At 26.8% G+C, this 18,120-nt stretch carries 18 protein-coding genes; all 18 read left to right on the top strand.

What is annotated here, in order from left to right; all coding sequences use genetic code 11:
- Position 1 precedes the first annotated feature (1 nt).
- The 18 genes from BR66_RS0108565 to BR66_RS0108480 all read left to right on the top strand — a co-directional run bounded on the left by BR66_RS0108565 (position 2) and on the right by BR66_RS0108480 (position 18,105).
- The gene (locus BR66_RS0108565) at positions 2-1,033 is read left to right on the top strand and encodes a polysialyltransferase family glycosyltransferase (RefSeq protein ID WP_026882551.1); all 1,032 of its coding nucleotides are present in this window, start codon (positions 2-4) and stop codon (positions 1,031-1,033) included.
- Positions 1,017-1,511 carry an acyltransferase gene (locus tag BR66_RS23460; protein ID WP_035795835.1) on the top strand — a complete coding sequence of 165 codons (495 nt, stop codon included), beginning with the start codon at positions 1,017-1,019 and terminating at the stop codon, positions 1,509-1,511. The genes BR66_RS0108565 and BR66_RS23460 overlap by 17 nt, the downstream gene beginning before the upstream one ends.
- Before the next feature lie 15 nt (positions 1,512-1,526).
- Complete coding sequence (locus BR66_RS0108555) at positions 1,527-2,777, top strand: hypothetical protein (protein ID WP_026882550.1); 1,251 nt, start codon at positions 1,527-1,529, stop codon at positions 2,775-2,777.
- On the top strand, positions 2,740-3,498 hold the full coding sequence (locus BR66_RS0108550; RefSeq protein ID WP_051624154.1) for a glycosyltransferase family 2 protein: 759 nt from the start codon (positions 2,740-2,742) through the stop codon (positions 3,496-3,498). The genes BR66_RS0108555 and BR66_RS0108550 overlap by 38 nt, the downstream gene beginning before the upstream one ends.
- 1 nt (position 3,499) lies before the next feature.
- Complete coding sequence (locus tag BR66_RS23455) at positions 3,500-4,480, top strand: glycosyltransferase family 2 protein (protein WP_051624153.1); 981 nt, start codon at positions 3,500-3,502, stop codon at positions 4,478-4,480.
- Positions 4,477-5,676: a glycosyltransferase gene (locus BR66_RS0108540; protein WP_026882548.1), complete on the top strand. Its 1,200-nt coding sequence runs from the start codon at positions 4,477-4,479 to the stop codon at positions 5,674-5,676. Before BR66_RS23455 ends, BR66_RS0108540 begins: the two co-directional genes overlap by 4 nt.
- Before the next feature lie 15 nt (positions 5,677-5,691).
- On the top strand, positions 5,692-6,915 hold the full coding sequence (locus BR66_RS0108535; protein ID WP_026882547.1) for a glycosyltransferase family 4 protein: 1,224 nt from the start codon (positions 5,692-5,694) through the stop codon (positions 6,913-6,915).
- A 198-nt stretch (positions 6,916-7,113) separates the two neighbouring features.
- A complete protein-coding gene (locus BR66_RS0108530) occupies positions 7,114-7,800 on the top strand; it encodes a YveK family protein (protein ID WP_026882546.1) in 687 nt (228 codons plus the stop codon).
- An 11-nt stretch (positions 7,801-7,811) separates the two neighbouring features.
- Positions 7,812-8,504: a CpsD/CapB family tyrosine-protein kinase gene (locus BR66_RS0108525; protein ID WP_026882545.1), complete on the top strand. Its 693-nt coding sequence runs from the start codon at positions 7,812-7,814 to the stop codon at positions 8,502-8,504.
- A complete protein-coding gene (locus tag BR66_RS0108520; RefSeq protein WP_026882544.1) occupies positions 8,504-9,274 on the top strand; it encodes a tyrosine-protein phosphatase in 771 nt (256 codons plus the stop codon). Before BR66_RS0108525 ends, BR66_RS0108520 begins: the two co-directional genes overlap by 1 nt.
- Positions 9,275-9,298: 24 nt before the next feature.
- Positions 9,299-9,784, top strand: a complete 486-nt coding sequence (locus BR66_RS0108515; RefSeq protein ID WP_026882543.1) for a VanZ family protein — start codon at positions 9,299-9,301, stop codon at positions 9,782-9,784.
- 219 nt (positions 9,785-10,003) lie between these two features.
- Positions 10,004-10,645, top strand: coding sequence for a sugar transferase (locus BR66_RS0108510; protein ID WP_156946268.1), 642 nt, complete (start codon positions 10,004-10,006; stop codon positions 10,643-10,645).
- Positions 10,646-10,701: 56 nt separating this feature from the next.
- Entirely contained in the window at positions 10,702-12,723 is a 2,022-nt protein-coding gene (locus tag BR66_RS0108505) for an alginate lyase family protein (RefSeq protein ID WP_156946262.1), read from the top strand.
- Position 12,724: 1 nt separating this feature from the next.
- Entirely contained in the window at positions 12,725-14,101 is a 1,377-nt protein-coding gene (locus BR66_RS0108500; protein ID WP_026882540.1) for a nucleotide sugar dehydrogenase, read from the top strand.
- A 12-nt stretch (positions 14,102-14,113) separates the two neighbouring features.
- On the top strand, positions 14,114-14,584 hold the full coding sequence (locus BR66_RS23450; RefSeq protein WP_156946261.1) for a serine O-acetyltransferase: 471 nt from the start codon (positions 14,114-14,116) through the stop codon (positions 14,582-14,584).
- A 4-nt stretch (positions 14,585-14,588) separates the two neighbouring features.
- Complete coding sequence (locus BR66_RS0108490; RefSeq protein WP_026882539.1) at positions 14,589-15,779, top strand: glycosyltransferase family 4 protein; 1,191 nt, start codon at positions 14,589-14,591, stop codon at positions 15,777-15,779.
- A 62-nt stretch (positions 15,780-15,841) separates the two neighbouring features.
- Positions 15,842-16,966 carry a glycosyltransferase gene (locus tag BR66_RS0108485; RefSeq protein WP_026882538.1) on the top strand — a complete coding sequence of 375 codons (1,125 nt, stop codon included), beginning with the start codon at positions 15,842-15,844 and terminating at the stop codon, positions 16,964-16,966.
- Between the two features lie 41 nt (positions 16,967-17,007).
- The gene (locus tag BR66_RS0108480; protein WP_026882537.1) at positions 17,008-18,105 is read left to right on the top strand and encodes a glycosyltransferase; all 1,098 of its coding nucleotides are present in this window, start codon (positions 17,008-17,010) and stop codon (positions 18,103-18,105) included.
- The last annotated feature ends 15 nt before the right edge of the window (positions 18,106-18,120 follow it).

Genomic DNA, 18,120 nt, shown 5'->3' with positions numbered 1-18,120 from the left:
AATGAAAATAGTTATATTATCTTATTCAAGTTTATTATATTCATTAGGTTTATATTTTAAATATAAGGATATAGACGGATGTAATATTAAGATAGTAGTATATAATAATACGAATATTATAAAATTTTTAAACTATATGGGAATAAAAGAAATTGATATAATTTATTATGATTATCAATTAGTATATACAAGAAATCCATATGAAATTTTAATGAATTTTTTGTTTATGAAAAAGTTTTATAAAAAAAATATATATAATATCAAAAATGAAATAATTTATATATTTAATAAAAATGAATGCCTAGAAGTGTTTGATTTGTATTATAGAATAAGAAATAAAAATGAAATAAGATATGTAAATTTCGATCCTGAAATTAATTCTAAAAAAAGTATTTCATTTAAAAGTTTAATATATAAATTATATAATAAACTATATATTACTACTCCATATGATATTAAATTTTTAGGTGGGTATTTATCTATTATTAAAAATAGTGTAATTAAAAAAATAGAATATAAGAAAGAAAAAGTTGAATTAATTAAATGTAATTTTCCTGAAAATTCTATTATAATTTTGGAAACTGATTTATCGAAATGTAACTATTGTAGAAAACTTGATTATGTATTGAATTCAACCAATATATATAACCAGATTTCTATGGTAATGAGCAATCAGATATATATTAAACCTCATCCAATATTTAACAATATTTATTATGAAATATATGGAAAAGATAAAATAATTGAGAATTTTATACCAATCGAATTTATGATAAATGATGGTAATATTGACACTGTTATTGGAGTTATGTCTATAGCTTTGATATACGCTATAAAAAATGAAGTTAAAAATGTTATTTCTACCATAAAATTATATGATTTTATGGATGATAAAGAAAAAGATAAAATAGTATCTTGGCTTATAAAAGAAACTGATAATAGAATAATGATGCCTAATAGCATAAATGAGTTAAATAAAATAATAAATAATATTGCAGAGGGGGCAGAAAAGAGTGATGAGATTATTAATTAAAGTCAAGCATTACAAAATAATAAAAAAGATCGGTAAATTTGGTACAAAAAGTAAATTTATCATTTATGATGGCATTTTCCCATGGATAAATGCTCCAGAAAAGATTCAAATAGGAAATGATACTCATATTGGTGGAGGCTTTTTTTTTGATGGTAGCGGTGGATTATTAATAGGGGATCATGTACATATAGCTCCTAAATGCTCAATTTACACTTCAAATCATAACTTCAAATCAGATAAAGCTATGCCCTATGATGAAACATACATTGAAAAGGGTGTTACAATAGAAAACTATGTGTGGATTGGTATTAATGTTAATATAGCCCCAGGGGTTAAGATCGGGCAAGGTGCTATAGTTGGTATGGGATCAGTAGTTACAAAGAATGTTCCTCAGTGTGCTATAGTTGGAGGAAATCCAGCCCAAATTATAGGATATAGAGATAAAAATGTTTTTTACAAATTAACAGAAAAAAGTTAATATGAGGAGAAAAAAATGTTAAAAAAAGTATGGAGTAATCTTGTAATATTTTATTTAATATTAATTTTTTATAATGGATTAATAATTAAATATTTCAATAAAACTGTTGCTGCTAAAATGTTACCTGATATAATTTTTATCATACTTATATTAATAAGTATATTTTTTATAATACTTAATAAGTCAAAAAAAGTATATATACAAGGTATAAGTATATTAATAATTGTAATTGGAGTTTTGATTGGTTTAATAAATTTAAATCAACATATTAATAAGTATCAGTTTTTGTATGCTGTAAGAGATAATATATTACCATTTTTGATTTTTATTTTTTATAATATTACAATTAAATTTAATTATGATCAATATCAAAAGTTAATAAAAAAAATTATAGTATTCACTATAGTTACAATCATAGCAGGTTTTATTTTGGCAATTTTTCAGCAAATAAAAGGATTCGAATGGGCGGCACAATTTTATACTGGAAGAATATTTTTTGGTATAGATACGGTAACAGGTGTTAAAATATCAAAGTTAGGTAATTTTCTTAGAACGCCATCTATAACGGGAAATTATGTTTTATTTGGAATCTATAATTTTTTTCTCGCATTTATTATGTGTACTATAGGGAAAAAATTTGTTAGAAACAAATTTGCTTATTATTCATTACATATTATGTGTATTATAAATATTTTGAATAGCACTAGCAGAACAGCTATTCTTATGTATTTTATTGTGTTCATGTATGAATTTTTTAAAAATAAAAAAAATATTTATAAATATATAGTCATATTAATATTTATAATCCCATTTTACTTTTTATCAATTACTAATACTGATTATTTATCATCAGCAAGTACAAAAATAAGATTTTTACAGGTTTTTAGCAATATAATAAGTAATATTAGTTTAAAAGAATTTTTCATTGGTAAAGGATTTTACAATACAGGTACAGCATTAAATTATAGTAATAGCACTATTGATTTCAATTTGGTATATGTTGATAATACATTTATATATGTTATTATAACATTTGGAATAGTAGGACTGATGGCATTTGTTGTATATTTATTTAGAATGATATCACATAGTAAAAACATAATTATTAAATCATATATAATTGCTTTTATAGCTGGAGGAATTTTTACAAATTTTTTTGAAGGAAGAGTTTTATTTGTATTCTTAACAATATATTACATTACTGAAACTCTATATGAGGTAAATGATAATGAATCAAAAAATAAGCATAGTAACTGTAACATTTAACTGTAAAGATAATATAGAAGCAACTATACAATCTGTTATTAATCAAACATATAATGATTTTGAGTATGTAATAGTTGATGGTATTTCGAAAGATGGAACACTGGAAATAATTAAAAAGTTTTGTGAAAATGACAAAAGGATAAATTATATATCTGAAAATGATAATGGAATTTATGATGCTATGAACAAAGGAATAAGTATTACAACAGGAGATTACATAATATTTTTGAATGCTGGAGATTTATTAAATGATGATTACGTTTTAGAAGAAATAAGTAATTATTGTAATAATATTAATGATGTTATTTTCGGAAATATAACTATATACAATAAAAATACATCATATAAAAAGGTGATAAACAATAATATATTTGAAGAAAATATAAATTTAATACGTAAAAAAATGATATGTCATCAAGCATTAATATGTAAAAGGGAGTTGTTTTATCAATTAGGTAAATTCAATTTGAAATATAAAATTGCTGCTGACTACGAATGGTTGGTTAATTGTTATATTAATAATAAAAAATTTCATTACATAAGTATTATTATTAGTAAATACGATGATGATGGTGTAAGTTCTTCCTTTGAGAATTTAAGAACTCTATTGGCAGAGTATGAAGAAATTACATTGAAAAGTTTTGGTAAATTAGCATTTATTCAAATAAAATTAAAAAATATATATAGTTATATTGTTGAATGTGGAAAGCGGGTGATGTAAATTGCATAAGTATATGGTTTCTGTTATTATACCTACATATAATAGAGAAATATTTCTTAGGAATAGTATATTATCAGTTAATAATCAATCATATAAAAATTGGGAATTGATTATTGTTGATGATGGTAGCACTGATAATACTAAACAGTTAATTGATGATATGAAAAAGAATTTAAATATAAATTTGAAATACTATTATAAAGAAAACGGTGGCGTTTCTTCATCTAGAAATTATGGGATAAAAGTTTCTAATGGTGATTATATAGCATTTTTAGACAGTGATGATGAATGGGATAAGCTAAAATTGGAAAAGCAGATAAAAAGGATGATTGAAACAAATACAAGAGTAAATTATTGCGGAACATTAAAGAAATTTGTAGATAACGACATGAAAATAGAAAATAAATTCGAAGAAGGGTTAATATTAAAAAATATCATAAAATATACCGTAAATGCTGAAACAATTACTTGGATTGTAGAAAAAAAATTGTTAATAGACAACAATATATTTTTTGAAGAAAATTGTAGTTTTGCGGAAGATCTAGAGTTCTTTATAAAAGTTTGTTCAATTGCAGAAGTTTCATGTATAAAAGAGTATTTAGCTATTTATAATATGCATAATGCATCTCTTTCTAATAATATTGAAAACCATATTGAGGAAATTCATGTTTTCAATAGATTAAAAACATGGATGATGAATTGGTTAGTTAGTGGCTATAAACATGAAGAAATTATAACTCTGATAGATCAATATAGAATACCAATAGCTATAATTAAACATATATTAAATTTAAAAAATAGAAAAAAACCTTATTCTTATTTATTTAAAAAATATAAAATTGAAATTTCACAGTTTGATATAAGGCTATCCGATAGAAAAATTAGAGACTATTTATTATATAATAGTATAAATAATGAAATTTTATTTGCAACTTTAAAATTTTTACAAAATGTAAAAAAAAGTTTGAGGATGAGACGATGAAAATTTTACATATAAATACGAGATGTGATAAAGGTGGAGCTGCAACAATTGCATATAATATTCACAAATATATAAACAAATATACAACTAATAAATCAATATTTGCTTTTGGCAGAGGAATAAAAAAAGATGAAAATTGTTTTAAAATTATTAATAATTTTCATGTGAATATTTCAGCATCCGCTCACAGGTTTTTAGGAAGTAGTAAATCTATTAATAATCTGTATATATTAGAAAAACTAATTATTGAAGCTGATATTATTCATATACATAATCTTCATGGCTATTATATTAATTATGGTGCATTAATTAATATAATAGTTAAACAAGATAAAAAAGTAATTTGGACTTTACATGATCAATGGTCAATGACAGGCAGATGTGCCTTTCCATTCGATTGTAATAAATGGATAAAAGGATGTTATTCATGTGAACATTTGAATGAATATCCTAAATCGTACATTGATAAATCTAAAAGGTTGTGGATAGAAAAAAATCATCATTTTAATAAGTTAAAAAAAGACAAAACGATAATAGTTACTCCGTCTATCTGGTTGAAAAATGAAGTTAAACATTCGTTTATGAAAGAATATAATGTAATAAGTATTAGTAATGGTATCAAAAATTTTAATAGGAATGAAACTAAAAATAATTTAAGAATAAAATACAAACTTCCAACGGATAAAAAAATAATTCTTTTTGTAGCAGATAGTTTAAAGGATAAAAGAAAAGGTATAAGATATATATTGGATATAATGAATGAATTTGAAGAAGAAGTTGTATTTGTTTCTGTAGGTAAAAATATCGAAGCGAAAAAAAATAATTTTATCCAACTTGGATATATTAGCGACAAGCTTTCTCTATATGATATTTATAATTTATCAGATGTTTTTATCATATCATCAATAGCTGATAATTTTCCAACGACTGTATTGGAAGCTTTTATGAATAAGATACCTGTTATAGGTTTTAATGTTGGTGGAATTTCGGAGCAATTAGATAAAAATTGTGGCATATTAGTCAATATAGGTGATAAAAATTCGTTAAAAGAAGGAATCCTTAAATTATTAATTAATCCCAAATTTGCCAAAGTAATATCGGAAAATGGATACAATAAATTTTTAAATAATTACACTGAAGATATTTTCATGAAAAAATATCTTGATTTGTATAATAATTTTGAAAAATATATATAAATAGGGAGTGATAAAATGGATAACTTACTTATAGTGTGCGATTATTTTTATCCAGATATAGCATCAACAGGTCAATTATTGACAGAATTATGTCTGGAACTTCAGGATTATTTTAATATAAGTGTTATAGCTTCAGTCCCATCTTTACAAAAGGACAAGTATCAAAGTGATATAAACTATGAAAAATTCCAAAACATTAATATGTATAGAGTTAAAACTAAATACTTCGATAAGAAAAATAAAATTAGTAGAATAAAACATGTTATAGAATATTATTTTTCATGCAAAAATGCTATAAAAAAATTAGAAAAGCAAAATATTATATTTACTATATCGCAACCTCCTATTTTAGGTGGTTTATTAGGACTATATGCAAAAAAATTTCACAAAGCTAAGCTTATATATAATATTCAAGATTTTAATCCAGAACAAATTCAAGCTGTTGGGTACATTAAAAGTAAGTTACTTATTTATCTTTTAAGAAAAATTGATATAAGAACTTGTAATAACGCTGATAATATTATAGTAGTAGGTAGTGATATGTTAGATACAATAAAAAAACGTAAAATAATAGTTGATAACAAAATATCAGTTGTAAACAATTGGATTGATGAAAAGAGCGTTTATCCCTTAAGTTGTGATAAGGTTTTAGAGTTTAAAAAGAAGTACAATTTGAAAAATAAATTAGTTTTTATGTACTCTGGTAATATTGGATTATATTATGATTTGGAAAATATTGTAAAAGTTTTTGATAAGTTTAGATATAGAAAAGATATAGTTTTCACCTTTGTTGGAGATGGAGTTAAAAAGTCAGAAATAGAAAAATATGTAATTAATAACAAAATAGATAATGTAATATTCATACCATTTCAAAATAAAGAGGATTTAGTATATTCACTGAACGCAGCAGATGTGCATCTTGTAACAAATAAAAGAGGCATAAAAGGGGTATCGGTACCATCTAAAATATATGGGGTAATGGCAGTCGCTAAATACATATTAGGTATAGTTGAAAGTGGTAGTGAGGCATCAAATTTAATTGAAAGAAGTGATTGTGGTTTAGTAGTTGAACCGGAAAACTATGAAGAAATTTATAAAGCTGTAAGCTATATAATAAATATGAAAAGTGATGAGAGAAGAGAAAAAGGTGTAAATGGGAGAAGGTATTTAGAGAATAATTTAACAAAATCAAAATCTATAAGTAAGTATAAAGAAGTATTATTTGGCTTATCAGTATAAGGCGTAAGGTACCAATAAAACGAATATTACATTTTATCTATAAATCATTAGAAATTTTCATAGAAAACAATTCATTTTATGCACAATATAATATATTTATATAAATGATAATTTGTTTTAAAAATAAAAATAGTATGAAATGTGAGGAAAAAGGGTTATAATACCTATTATATGGAATTAAAAACGGAGGATGAATTTATGAATGAAGCAACTAATATTGATATAAGTCAAATGTATTATGTATTAGCAAAAAGAAAATCAATAATAATTGTAATTACTTTGGTGTTTACAATTATTGCAGGGATAGTGAACTTTTTTATTATGTCGCCTGTATATGAATCTATGGCAACTGTTATTGTTGGCAGTAAGAGTGATGCTACAACAAATTCTAGCCAGCAGTACAATGATGTTATGATGTATCAAAATTTAACAAAAACCTATTCTACAATTGCTACTTCTAGTTTTATTGAAGGCAAAGCCGCAGAAAAAATTGGTAATGGTATGACTGCTATAAAACTATCTAAAATGATTACAGTCACGCCAGAAGATGGCACTCAAATTATTGATATAACAGCAGATGCAAATACTGCAGATGAAGCTTTAAATGATGTTACAGCTCTTTCGAATTCATTTGTTAAAAATGCAAATGAGGTTTATAATGCTGGAGAAATAAAAATTATGGATGCTGGTGAACTTCCCAAGGCTCCTATAAAACCAAATAAAAAGCTTAATATAGCCGTAGTATTTATTTTAGGCATATTTGTTTCAGTAGGTTTGTCATTCCTATTAGAATTTATGGACAGTACCATTAAAACACCAGAAGATATAAAAAAATATTTAGATCTACCAGTGCTTGGAACAATTCCGATGCAGGATGAAGTGTAAGGGGGATACAAATGTTAATAGTTCAAGATAATCCTAAGTCACCTATATCGGAAGCATATAGAACACTTAGAACAAATATACAATTTTCTAATTTTGATGAGGATTTAAATACAATTTTAGTTACAAGTTCAGGACCAGGAGAAGGTAAATCTACTACAGCTGCTAATCTGGCTTTATCAATGGCGGAAACCGGCAAAAAAGTTCTTCTTATAGATGCTGACCTTAGAAAACCATCTTTACATAAAAAGTTTAATATTTCTAACAATAAAGGTATTTCTAATCTTTTGATTGGTCAATTTAAATTTGCAGATGTGGCTCAAAGGTATACAGAAAATTTATATCTTTTAACTTCAGGAACAATACCGCCCAATCCTTCGGAAATGCTTTCATCAAAAAAGATGAAGATATTTTTAGAGGAAGCAAAAGGTAATTTTGATTTTATAATTTTAGACACACCACCAGTTGTGGCTGTTACAGATGCACAGCTACTATCCACTATGGTTGGAGGAGTTCTTTTAGTAGTTGCAGCAGGACAAGCAGAGGTTGCAGCAGCACAAAAAGCAAAAGAATTGTTAGAAAACGTAAAAGCCAACATAATTGGAGTTGTATTAAACAAAGCAGAAATTGGTAATGGAAAAAATTACGGATATTATCATTACTATTATGGAGAAGGTAAAAGTAAAACTGCAAAGAAGGGTAAATAATGATAGATATGCATTGTCATGTACTTCCAGGCATTGATGATGGTTCAAAGGATCTTACCATGAGCCTTGAAATGCTTGAAATTGCTGAAAAAGATAAAACAGATATAATTATTGTAACTCCTCATTTTTATAGAGGTCGTTACGAAAATGTTTTTAAAGATGTTTTAATTCATGTAAAAAATCTTAATTCACAAGCTACTTCAAATGGTATTAATGTTAAGTTATATCCAGGACAAGAAATTTTCGTGGACAAGTATACTTTAGATCTTTATAAGGATGGAACTATTCATGGCTTAAATGATTCTAAGTATCTTTTAATAGAGTTTCCAATGGATGTGCTTCCATCTGATGCACTTGACATTATTTATGAACTAAAGCTATTAGGGGTGAAGCCAATAATAGCTCATCCTGAACGATATCTTTATATATCCAGTGATTTAACAGGAATAAATAGATTTATTGAAGAAGGATGTCTGTTTCAACTTAATACTTCTAGCATTTTAGGACTTATGGGTAGGCAGGTTAAAGAAACAGCAGATAAGCTTTTAGAGAACGGGATATGCAATTTTATTGCCTCAGATGCACACTCTACAGGTAAAAGGTGCCCAAACCTTGGAACTACTATGAAGGAAATTAAAAAGCAGTATCCTGATGTGTATAAATCAGTTGAGGAAAATGCAGAAAATGTATTGAACAATAATGAAATTCATGTTACTATGAAAAAATTTGTAGCAAAAAAAGGTATGTTCTCTTTTTTATTTAAAAAATAATTAGGACATGCTTTGGAGGTTTTTATGAAAAAAGTAATTATAGTTGTGTTATGTATACTATGTTTTGGATTTATATTTTATAATTCTACAAAACCTGGTGATGTATCCAATGAAAAAAGTTACAGTATTTTAAATAAAATTAGAGCGGAGTACAGGCAGCTTGATGGAGAAGAAAAGCTTGAGTATAACCAATTACCAGCAAGTGCAAGAGAAGAAAAGTTAAATTTAATTATAAGAAAAAATGCTCATGCTTTTGAGTACTGCATGTTAGCTATTGTTGTATGTCTCATATTAGCCCAATTTGGGTTAAAGGGAAGAGGAGCAGTTATCTATATTATGTTTATCTGCCTTTTATATGCAGTATTAGATGAATTTCATCAATTATATGTACCAGGAAGAACTTCCAGTGTAAGGGATGTACTTATAGATTTTCTTGGATCACTTATAGGCATGGGTTTTTATTATTTAGCAGGATATTTGTTTTTTAATAGGAGAAAAAATAAGAGTTAAAGTGTAAATATGACAATAATATAGTATTAAATCAAATAGGCTGTATGAAAAATGATTTCAATCATTTTTCATACAGTCTATTGTTTTTGTTAGATATTTACAAAAATTATTGTAAATATCCAAATAATGTAATATAATTGTAATATAATTCCAAAAGATGCCAAATGAACAATATGGGAGGGGTTCTAATTGGAAAATTTACATCCAAGTGAAGAAACCATGGAAAGAAAATATATTGATGATAAGTATAAAAAAAGTTTGCTCTATCATTTTATAAAAAGGTTCACAGATATATTTTTTTCGATTTTTGGAATAATAATAATGATTCCTGTTTTTATAATAGTTTCAATTTTAATAAAAAAAGGTTCTAGGGGAGGCGTAATATTTTCTCAGCAGCGTGTAGGCAAAGACGGAAAGCTGTTCAAGATGTATAAATTCAGATCAATGATTGTTAATGCGGAAGAATTACAAGAGAAACTAAGGGATTGCAATGAAATGACAGGACCAATGTTTAAAATTAGGGAAGACCCTAGAATAACAAAGCTAGGAAAATTCATAAGGAGGACTAGCATTGATGAGTTACCACAACTATTTAATATTTTAAAAGGAGAAATGTCTTTAGTAGGACCAAGACCAAATTTACCACGTGAAGTAGATGAATTTGATGAAAATCAAAGGTTAAAGCTTTTAGCAAAACCAGGACTAACATGTTATTGGCAGGTTATGGGAAGAAATAAAATTGGATTCGAGAAATGGATGAAACTTGATTTAAAGTACATTGAAGAAAGAAATACATTTATTGATTTTAAGCTTATATTTAAGACATTTTTCCTCTTATTTGGAGATAAAAATGCACATTGATGCAAGTTTACAAAAATGTTATTTCAAAATAGAAAAATTATAAGGCTGGGATAATATTGGGAAAGATTAAATGGTATTTTAGAAGATTTATAGTTATGAGTTTTGGGGAAGTAATTCACAGAGCTAAAAATGGTATAAAAAAACTAGGTGATTCTAATAAAATAAAAATGGAAATACCTAAAGTTTGTTTAAACAAAAAGCTTAAAGGGTACTTTGATGAAGTATTGGAATTTGTGAAAGTAGATCAGCATTTTGTAGAGGACATAATGCAACATAAATTTATTATTTTTAATGAAGTACTAGACTATGGTGAAATTATAAATTGGTCTTCTGATAAAAAAAATCATAAAGAAAATTTAGGGATAAATAAAAAACTATGGACCAGAATTAATTATAGAGATGAAAAAATTATAGGTGACATAAAATATATATGGGAAATAAATAGATTTCAGCACATGCCTTTACTAGCTCTTGCATACAAAACAACAGGTAAAATAGAAATTCTAAATGAAATTCAGGAGGAAATAGCCAGTTGGATTGCACACAATCCATATAAAATGGGCATTAACTGGACAAGCTCTCTGGAATGTGCTTTTAGAAACTTTTCTTGGATAATAAGTTATTATTTAGTTGAAAGCCATATTAGAGATAAATCATTATTGAAAAAATGGGAAGAATATATTTTTTTAAATGCACAATTTATAAGTGAAAACCTATCATTATATTCTTCTGCTAATAATCATTTGCTAGGTGAAATGCTAGGACTTTTTTCTGCGTCTTTAATTTTTAATATTAATGATAAAAAAATTAACATGTGGCAAAAGAAATCAAAAGAAGAGTTATTTAAACAAATGTGCGTGCAAAATTATAGTGATGGTGTAAATAAAGAACAAGCATTTTGGTATCATGCAGCAGTTACGGATTTTTATATTGGTTTTTTTAGAATTTTACAAATTGAAAATATAAATATAGAACAAAGATATTTAGAACATTTAAAAAAGATGATTGATTTTTTAGTTGTAATGAAAAATAATAATTGTCTTGCACCAAATATAGGGGATAGAGACGAAGGTATTTTATTTAAATTCGATTTTAATAAAAATTATGATTTTTATAATTCTATAATTATTAGTGGGGCAATAATGTTTAATAGCTCTTATTTTAGAAGTTTTTGTAGTGATTTTGATTTAAGAAATACAATACTTTTTGCTAAGAAAGGCATTAATATATACCAAAGATTAGAAAATAAAAAAATTCATCTTGTAGACAAAGTTTATGCGGAGGGTGGTTATGCTGCACTATTTGACAGGGAAAACCAAATTATTTTTGATTTTGGCATGCTAGGGCAAGGGTCCATTGCAGCTCATGGACATGCAGATTGCCTAAGTATTTTGTTGTATAAAAACAATAAGCCTATTTTTGTAGATACAGGTAATTACTGTTACCATACTGATGCGAAATGGAGGCATTATTTTAAGAGTACAAAAGCACATAATACTGTTGAAATAAATAACCAAGATCAATCAAGGTATGGAGGTAACTTTCTTTGGTTAAAAAAAGCACAGGGAAAACTTTTGGAAAATAAATATATAAATGATGTGAAAATTATATCTGCTAGTCACAATGGATATTTAAAATATGGGGTAGAGCATAGACGAAAATTATACTTTAAAAAGGATGAATTTTTAATTATTCAGGATAGTTTTTTGCAGAGTAATAAAAATGAAAATAATATAAAGTGGAATTTTCATTTTAATGAAAATTGTAAAGTGGCCAGCAAAGAATCTAGATTACTTATAACAAATGGTGGAGAAAATTTAAATATGAGCATTTATCCACAAGTACCATGGAAAATGTATAAAGGTGAAAATAATGAGTTTAACGGCTGGGAGTCTTATTATTTAAATGAAAAGCATACTTCTACTAGTGTAGAGTATAGTTGCAATATTCATAGTAATTCTAGATATTTAGTGCTGATAAATCTAGATAATGTAGAAAGAACTATTGATTTTAATGATAAAAAATGTGTTGCTAAAAGTTCTATGGGGAGTACTGAAATAGGTATTGAGGAGGGTTAAAATGAAAATTAGTATTTTTGGATTAGGCTATGTAGGGTGTGTAAGTGCGGGATGTCTTGCGAGGCTTGGGCATCAGGTTATAGGAGTAGACGTAAGTGAAACAAAGGTTGCTTTAATTAATAGTGGAAGAGCAACGATAATTGAAAATAACATTGATGAGCTTATTGAGAGTGCTCAAAAATCTGGAAAGCTTGAAGCCACAACGGACTCAAAAAAAGCAGTATTAAACACTGATGTATCCATAATATGCGTTGGAACACCAAGTTCTAAAACTGGACATCTAAATTTGGAATATATATATAAAGTAGCTAAAGATATAGGACTAGCAATAAAGAATAAATACACATTTCATGTAATAGTAATACGAAGTACAATTTTGCCTGGCACAGACAATGTAGTAGCCAAAATTATTGAAGATGTATCTGGAAAACAAAAGAATATTGCTTTTGGAATGGTTTCTAATCCAGAGTTTTTGAGAGAAGGTACCGCGGTAAGGGATTATATGAATCCATCCTTTACACTGATAGGTTCTGAAAGTGAAGCAGCCTTAAATATTGTAGAAAAAATGTATAAAGGTCTTGAGGCTCCAGTAATTAAAACCGATTTAAATGTTGCGGAATTTATGAAATATGTAAATAATACCTTTCATGCACTTAAAGTCACATTTTCAAATGAAGTTGGGAATATATGCAAAGTATTAAATGTTGATAGTTATAAAGTTATGGAAATATTGTGCATGGATAAAAAGTTAAACCTATCATCATATTATATGAAACCGGGATTTGCATATGGTGGTTCTTGCCTTCCAAAGGATTTAAGAGCACTAAACACTTTAGCAAGAGATAACTATTTAGATGTTCCTGTTATTAGTTCAATTGCCAGGAGTAATGAGCTTCAAAAACAAAAAGTACTAGACATTATAATAAGTAAGAATAAAAAGAAAATAGGTATACTTGGATTTAGTTTTAAAGAAGGTACAGATGATTTAAGAGAAAGTCCCATTGTTGATGTAGTTGAGCGATTAATTGGTAAAGGTTATGACATTAAAATTTTTGATAAAAACGTGTTCATTTCTAACCTTACTGGAACGAACAAGGAATATATCGAAAAAAAGATACCACATCTTCAAAATTTAATAACAGATGATATTAAGTATGTTATAGAAAATAGTGATGTACTTGTAATTACTAATAAAGAAAAAGAAATAAAAGATGTTTTAATGGAGGAAAAGCTAGTGGCTGTTAATTATGCTTCAGGTTCTCACGAAAGTTATTCAGAATGTGGAAATAGTGAATTAGAGGATAAGATTATTATTGATTTAGTTAGGATGGATGAAGCAGAAAAAAATATTGCAGAATATGATGGCTTGTGCTGGTAGGGGGAGCTTAAAGTGACAGCTATTAAAATGTATAGAATAGCTAACTATCTATATAGAAACAAAATACCACTACTACCTAAAATTTTTTACAGATTAATATATTTAATTAATAACTGTCATATTCATTATCAAACCCATATTGGTAAAGGCACTGTTATTGCATATGGAGGAATAGGCGTTGTAATACACAAAAAAGCAGCTATAGGCCAAAATTGTGTAATTGAGTCTTGCGTAACAATTGGCGGACGTTCCAATATAGAAAAACTGCCAGTATTAGGTGATAGAGTATTTGTTGGAACAGGAGCAAAAGTATTAGGTGATGTAAAAATAGGTAATGATGTAATTATTGGTGCAAATGCAGTAGTAATAAAAGATGTACCTGATAACTGTATTGTGGCAGGAATACCAGCAAAAATAATCAGAGAAAACGTTGATATTACAAAAAAGTGTAATATAGCTCAGATTACGCTAGGGAGGTACTAAAGGCATGAATAAAATATTAATTATAGTTGAAAATTTACCAGTTCCCTTTGATACAAGAGTATGGCAAGAAGCAACAACCCTTGTAAATAATAATTATGTTGTATCGGTGATTTGTCCTAAAGGTAAAGGCTATGAGAAGGATTACGAATTAATTCAAGGAGTTAATATATATAGATATTGTTTGCCAGTAGAAGGTAATGGTGCAATAGGTTATCTAAATGAGTATTATGTATCCTACAAAGAACAGCTTAGACTGGCAAAAAAGGTATATAAGGATATAGGTTTTGATGTTATACAAGGTTGTAATCCCCCAGATAATATTTATTTTATAGCAAAAAAATTTAAAAAATATGGAGTTAAATACGTATTTGATCATCATGATTTGTGCCCTGAATTGTATATAGCTAAATTTAATAAAAGGGGAATTTTCTATAAAGTATTATGCTATTTTGAAAAACAGACCTATAAAAATTGTGATATGGCATATGCTACCAATAGATCTTATAAAAAAATAGCTATGGAAAGAGGAAAAATGGATGCTAAGAAGGTGCATATACTTAGAAGCGGACCAAACCTTGAAAGATTAAAAATTAATCTTCCAAAACCTGAGATTAAAAGAGGAAAAAAATATATGATTGGATATCTTGGGGTAATTGGTCAGCAAGAGGGGTTAGAATATTTATTAGAAGCTGCTAAATATTTAAGAGAAGATAAGAAAAGAGAGGACATTTTTTATGGAGTTGTAGGAGGTGGACCTCATTTAGAAACCATCAAAAAAAAGGCAACTAAAATGGGATTGGATGATATTGTTGAATTTACAGGAAGAGTTTCAGATGAAACTATGCTTGATTATCTAAATACTGCAGATGTGTGCGTAAATACAGATGAATATAACGAAATGAACGATAAATCAACGATGAATAAGATATTGGAGTATATGGCACTAGGAAAGCCTATTGTCCAATTCGATTTAAGGGAAGGTAAATACTCTGCTGAGAAGGCATCGTTATATGCTAAACAAAATGATGCTATAGATATGGCTAAAAAAATAGATTATCTTTTAGAAAATGAAGATGTAAGAAAGCAAATGGGTTGTTATGGAAGAAAAAGAATTGTTAATGAACTTAGCTGGGAACACACAAGTAAAGCATTAGTAGAAGGTTATAACAAATTTTTTGAATCTATGGGTAATTAATAATTAAAAATTCAGCAGGCTAGATTTGTTATAAAAATTGAAATATGGGAGGTGATTATTAAGTGAAATTAGGTTTTATTATCAATAAGATTACCACAGGTGGCGCAGAGAAACAAACAGTGGAATTAATAAATAATTTAGCAAATAGGGATTTTGATATTACCCTATATATACTTAAAGATGGAAGCCACTTAGATGATGCTCTATCAAGCAAAATAAAAACTTATAACATTGGAGTAAAAAAATATTTGGATTTTAATGGTATAAAAAAGTTGAAGTTACTTATTAGTGAAGAGAAAATAAATATTCTATTTACCGTGAGTTCTTATTCATGTTTATATGGTTATTTTGCTACATTAAAGACAAATATAATAAGGATATGGATAAATCATACAACTGTTTTACCTACAATGAAAGATAAGATTAAAAACATTTATTATAAAAAAATAATAAATAAAATGGATTATAGAATCTTTGTCTCACTTAATCAAAAAAATTATTGGGTTAAGAAATATAAAATATCAAATGAAAATAGTATTGTTATTCACAATGGAATAGACAATAGTTTTTTTAATCCAGAACTGTTTAAAGATTATAACTTAGAACAATTGAGATTAAGATTTTGTGTTAGTGATAAAAATTTTGTTATCTTGTTTTGCGCAATGTTTAGGCCAGAGAAAAACCATTTAGAGCTTCTTTGTGCAATAAAAAAGCTTATAGACAGAAATTATACTAATATTAAATTAATATTAGTAGGGGATGGCATTGAAAAGGGAAATATAGCAAAATATATCAAAGAAAACAAGCTGGGGAAATACATATATTTAGAAGGCTTACAAAAGGATGTAAGAATGTATAGTTTAATTTCAGATATTGGAGTGTTATCATCAAAATCTGTTGAAACTTTTTCATTAGCAGCCCTTGAACAGCTAGCAATGGGTGTACCAATGATAATGTCTAATATTGGTGGAGCAAATGAAATGATAATAGATGGCTATAACGGATTTTTGTATAATTCAAAAGATATCGATAAATTAGTGAATATAATAGAGCAATGTTATCTCAATAAAAATAAGTTAAGAAAAATGAAAACAAATGCAAAGAAAGTAGTGAGTACTAAGTTTACTACACAATTCATGGTAGAAAAATATATCTCTGTTTTAGATAGTATATTAGATAAAAATTAACTATAATGCAAAAAATAAGTGTGATATTTGAGGTGTATTTAATGGTACTTTACGTCTATGCCAGTAATGAAATTCATGCAGTATCAGATTGTTACAAGCAATTAATCCAATACTTAGGTAATAAAAAAGAAAGTGTAGTAGTTATACCATCAGTATATGATATTAATGAATTTTGTGATGAATATAAACAAAAGATACAAGAAATATTTACTTGCCATAGAAAAATTGGGTATAGGTATGAGTTAATTAAGCTAGTATTTAAATTATTTAAGGTTTGCAAAACTGAAAAAATTAACAAGATATTTTTCTTTTGTACAAGTAATTATGTAATTTACTTTAAATTGCTTATTAGCATTTTTAAATTAGATGCATTTATTTATATTCATGATCCTAAAGTTCATTCAGGTGAAAGATTAAAAATTAAGTTAATTAGAAGGATTCTAGATGCTTTTATAGTTAAAAAAGCTAAAGGATTGATTGTTTCCTATGAGGAAGGTAGAAATATTGTAATGAAAAAATACAATAAGTTTTCTAAAGTGATTTGGTTACCAGAAATGAAAAACATGGAGTTTGAAGAAATAAGGAAAGCTAATGTTCCTTGTGAATATGATTGCATTTTCTTTGGTAGAATTGAAATATATAAGGGAATTGACACATTATTAGAAAGTGTAAAATATATCAAGGAACAATATAATTACGATCTGAAATTAGCCATTGTTGGAAAGGGTCCGGAATCGGAAGATATTAAAAGGTTAATTAATGAAAATCGTGGACAAATAAAATTTTTCAATAGTTATGTTGAGGATTATGAATTGGCAAAATTAATTAAAACTTCAAAGCTTGTTGTACTTCCATATAGAGATGCTACAGGAACTCAAACAATACAAACTGCAAATTATTATAACAAACCAGTTATTGCCAGCAGTGTTGGAGCTTTTAAAGAGTACATAGTTAACTATGTTAACGGAATAGTTATAGATAATATTTCTGCTAAAAATCTAGGTGATAATGTATATGAACTTTTAAATAATGATAAAAAGTACAAGGGAATGGTGGGGAGTATTGATGCATATTTTAAAGAACACTTTTCTGTTATAACCTTTGCTAAAGAAATTGAAAAATTTATAAGTAAAGAGTAGGACGTAGGTGAAATT

The organism is Clostridium akagii DSM 12554, assembly GCF_000686725.1.
Taxonomy (GTDB): domain Bacteria; phylum Bacillota; class Clostridia; order Clostridiales; family Clostridiaceae; genus Clostridium_I; species Clostridium_I akagii.
Note: the sequence above shows the minus strand (reverse complement) of the source record. Positions and strands in the feature narration are given on the sequence as shown.

Bases quoted from the DNA above. Each gene is read 5' to 3' on its own strand.
- BR66_RS0108490 (WP_026882539.1), top strand. From the start codon at position 14,589: ATGAATAAAATATTAATTATAGTTGAAAATTTACCAGTTCCCTTTGAT.
- BR66_RS0108525 (WP_026882545.1), top strand. From the start codon at position 7,812: ATGTTAATAGTTCAAGATAATCCTAAGTCACCTATATCGGAAGCATAT.
- BR66_RS23460 (WP_035795835.1), top strand. From the start codon at position 1,017: ATGAGATTATTAATTAAAGTCAAGCATTACAAAATAATAAAAAAGATC.
- BR66_RS0108535 (WP_026882547.1), top strand. From the start codon at position 5,692: ATGGATAACTTACTTATAGTGTGCGATTATTTTTATCCAGATATAGCA.
- BR66_RS0108510 (WP_156946268.1), top strand. From the start codon at position 10,004: ATGGAAAGAAAATATATTGATGATAAGTATAAAAAAAGTTTGCTCTAT.
- BR66_RS0108500 (WP_026882540.1), top strand. From the start codon at position 12,725: ATGAAAATTAGTATTTTTGGATTAGGCTATGTAGGGTGTGTAAGTGCG.
- BR66_RS0108530 (WP_026882546.1), top strand. From the start codon at position 7,114: ATGAATGAAGCAACTAATATTGATATAAGTCAAATGTATTATGTATTA.
- BR66_RS0108515 (WP_026882543.1), top strand. From the start codon at position 9,299: ATGAAAAAAGTAATTATAGTTGTGTTATGTATACTATGTTTTGGATTT.
- BR66_RS0108550 (WP_051624154.1), top strand. From the start codon at position 2,740: ATGAATCAAAAAATAAGCATAGTAACTGTAACATTTAACTGTAAAGAT.
- BR66_RS0108555 (WP_026882550.1), top strand. From the start codon at position 1,527: ATGTTAAAAAAAGTATGGAGTAATCTTGTAATATTTTATTTAATATTA.
- BR66_RS0108540 (WP_026882548.1), top strand. From the start codon at position 4,477: ATGAAAATTTTACATATAAATACGAGATGTGATAAAGGTGGAGCTGCA.
- BR66_RS0108565 (WP_026882551.1), top strand. From the start codon at position 2: ATGAAAATAGTTATATTATCTTATTCAAGTTTATTATATTCATTAGGT.
- BR66_RS0108520 (WP_026882544.1), top strand. From the start codon at position 8,504: ATGATAGATATGCATTGTCATGTACTTCCAGGCATTGATGATGGTTCA.
- BR66_RS0108480 (WP_026882537.1), top strand. From the start codon at position 17,008: ATGGTACTTTACGTCTATGCCAGTAATGAAATTCATGCAGTATCAGAT.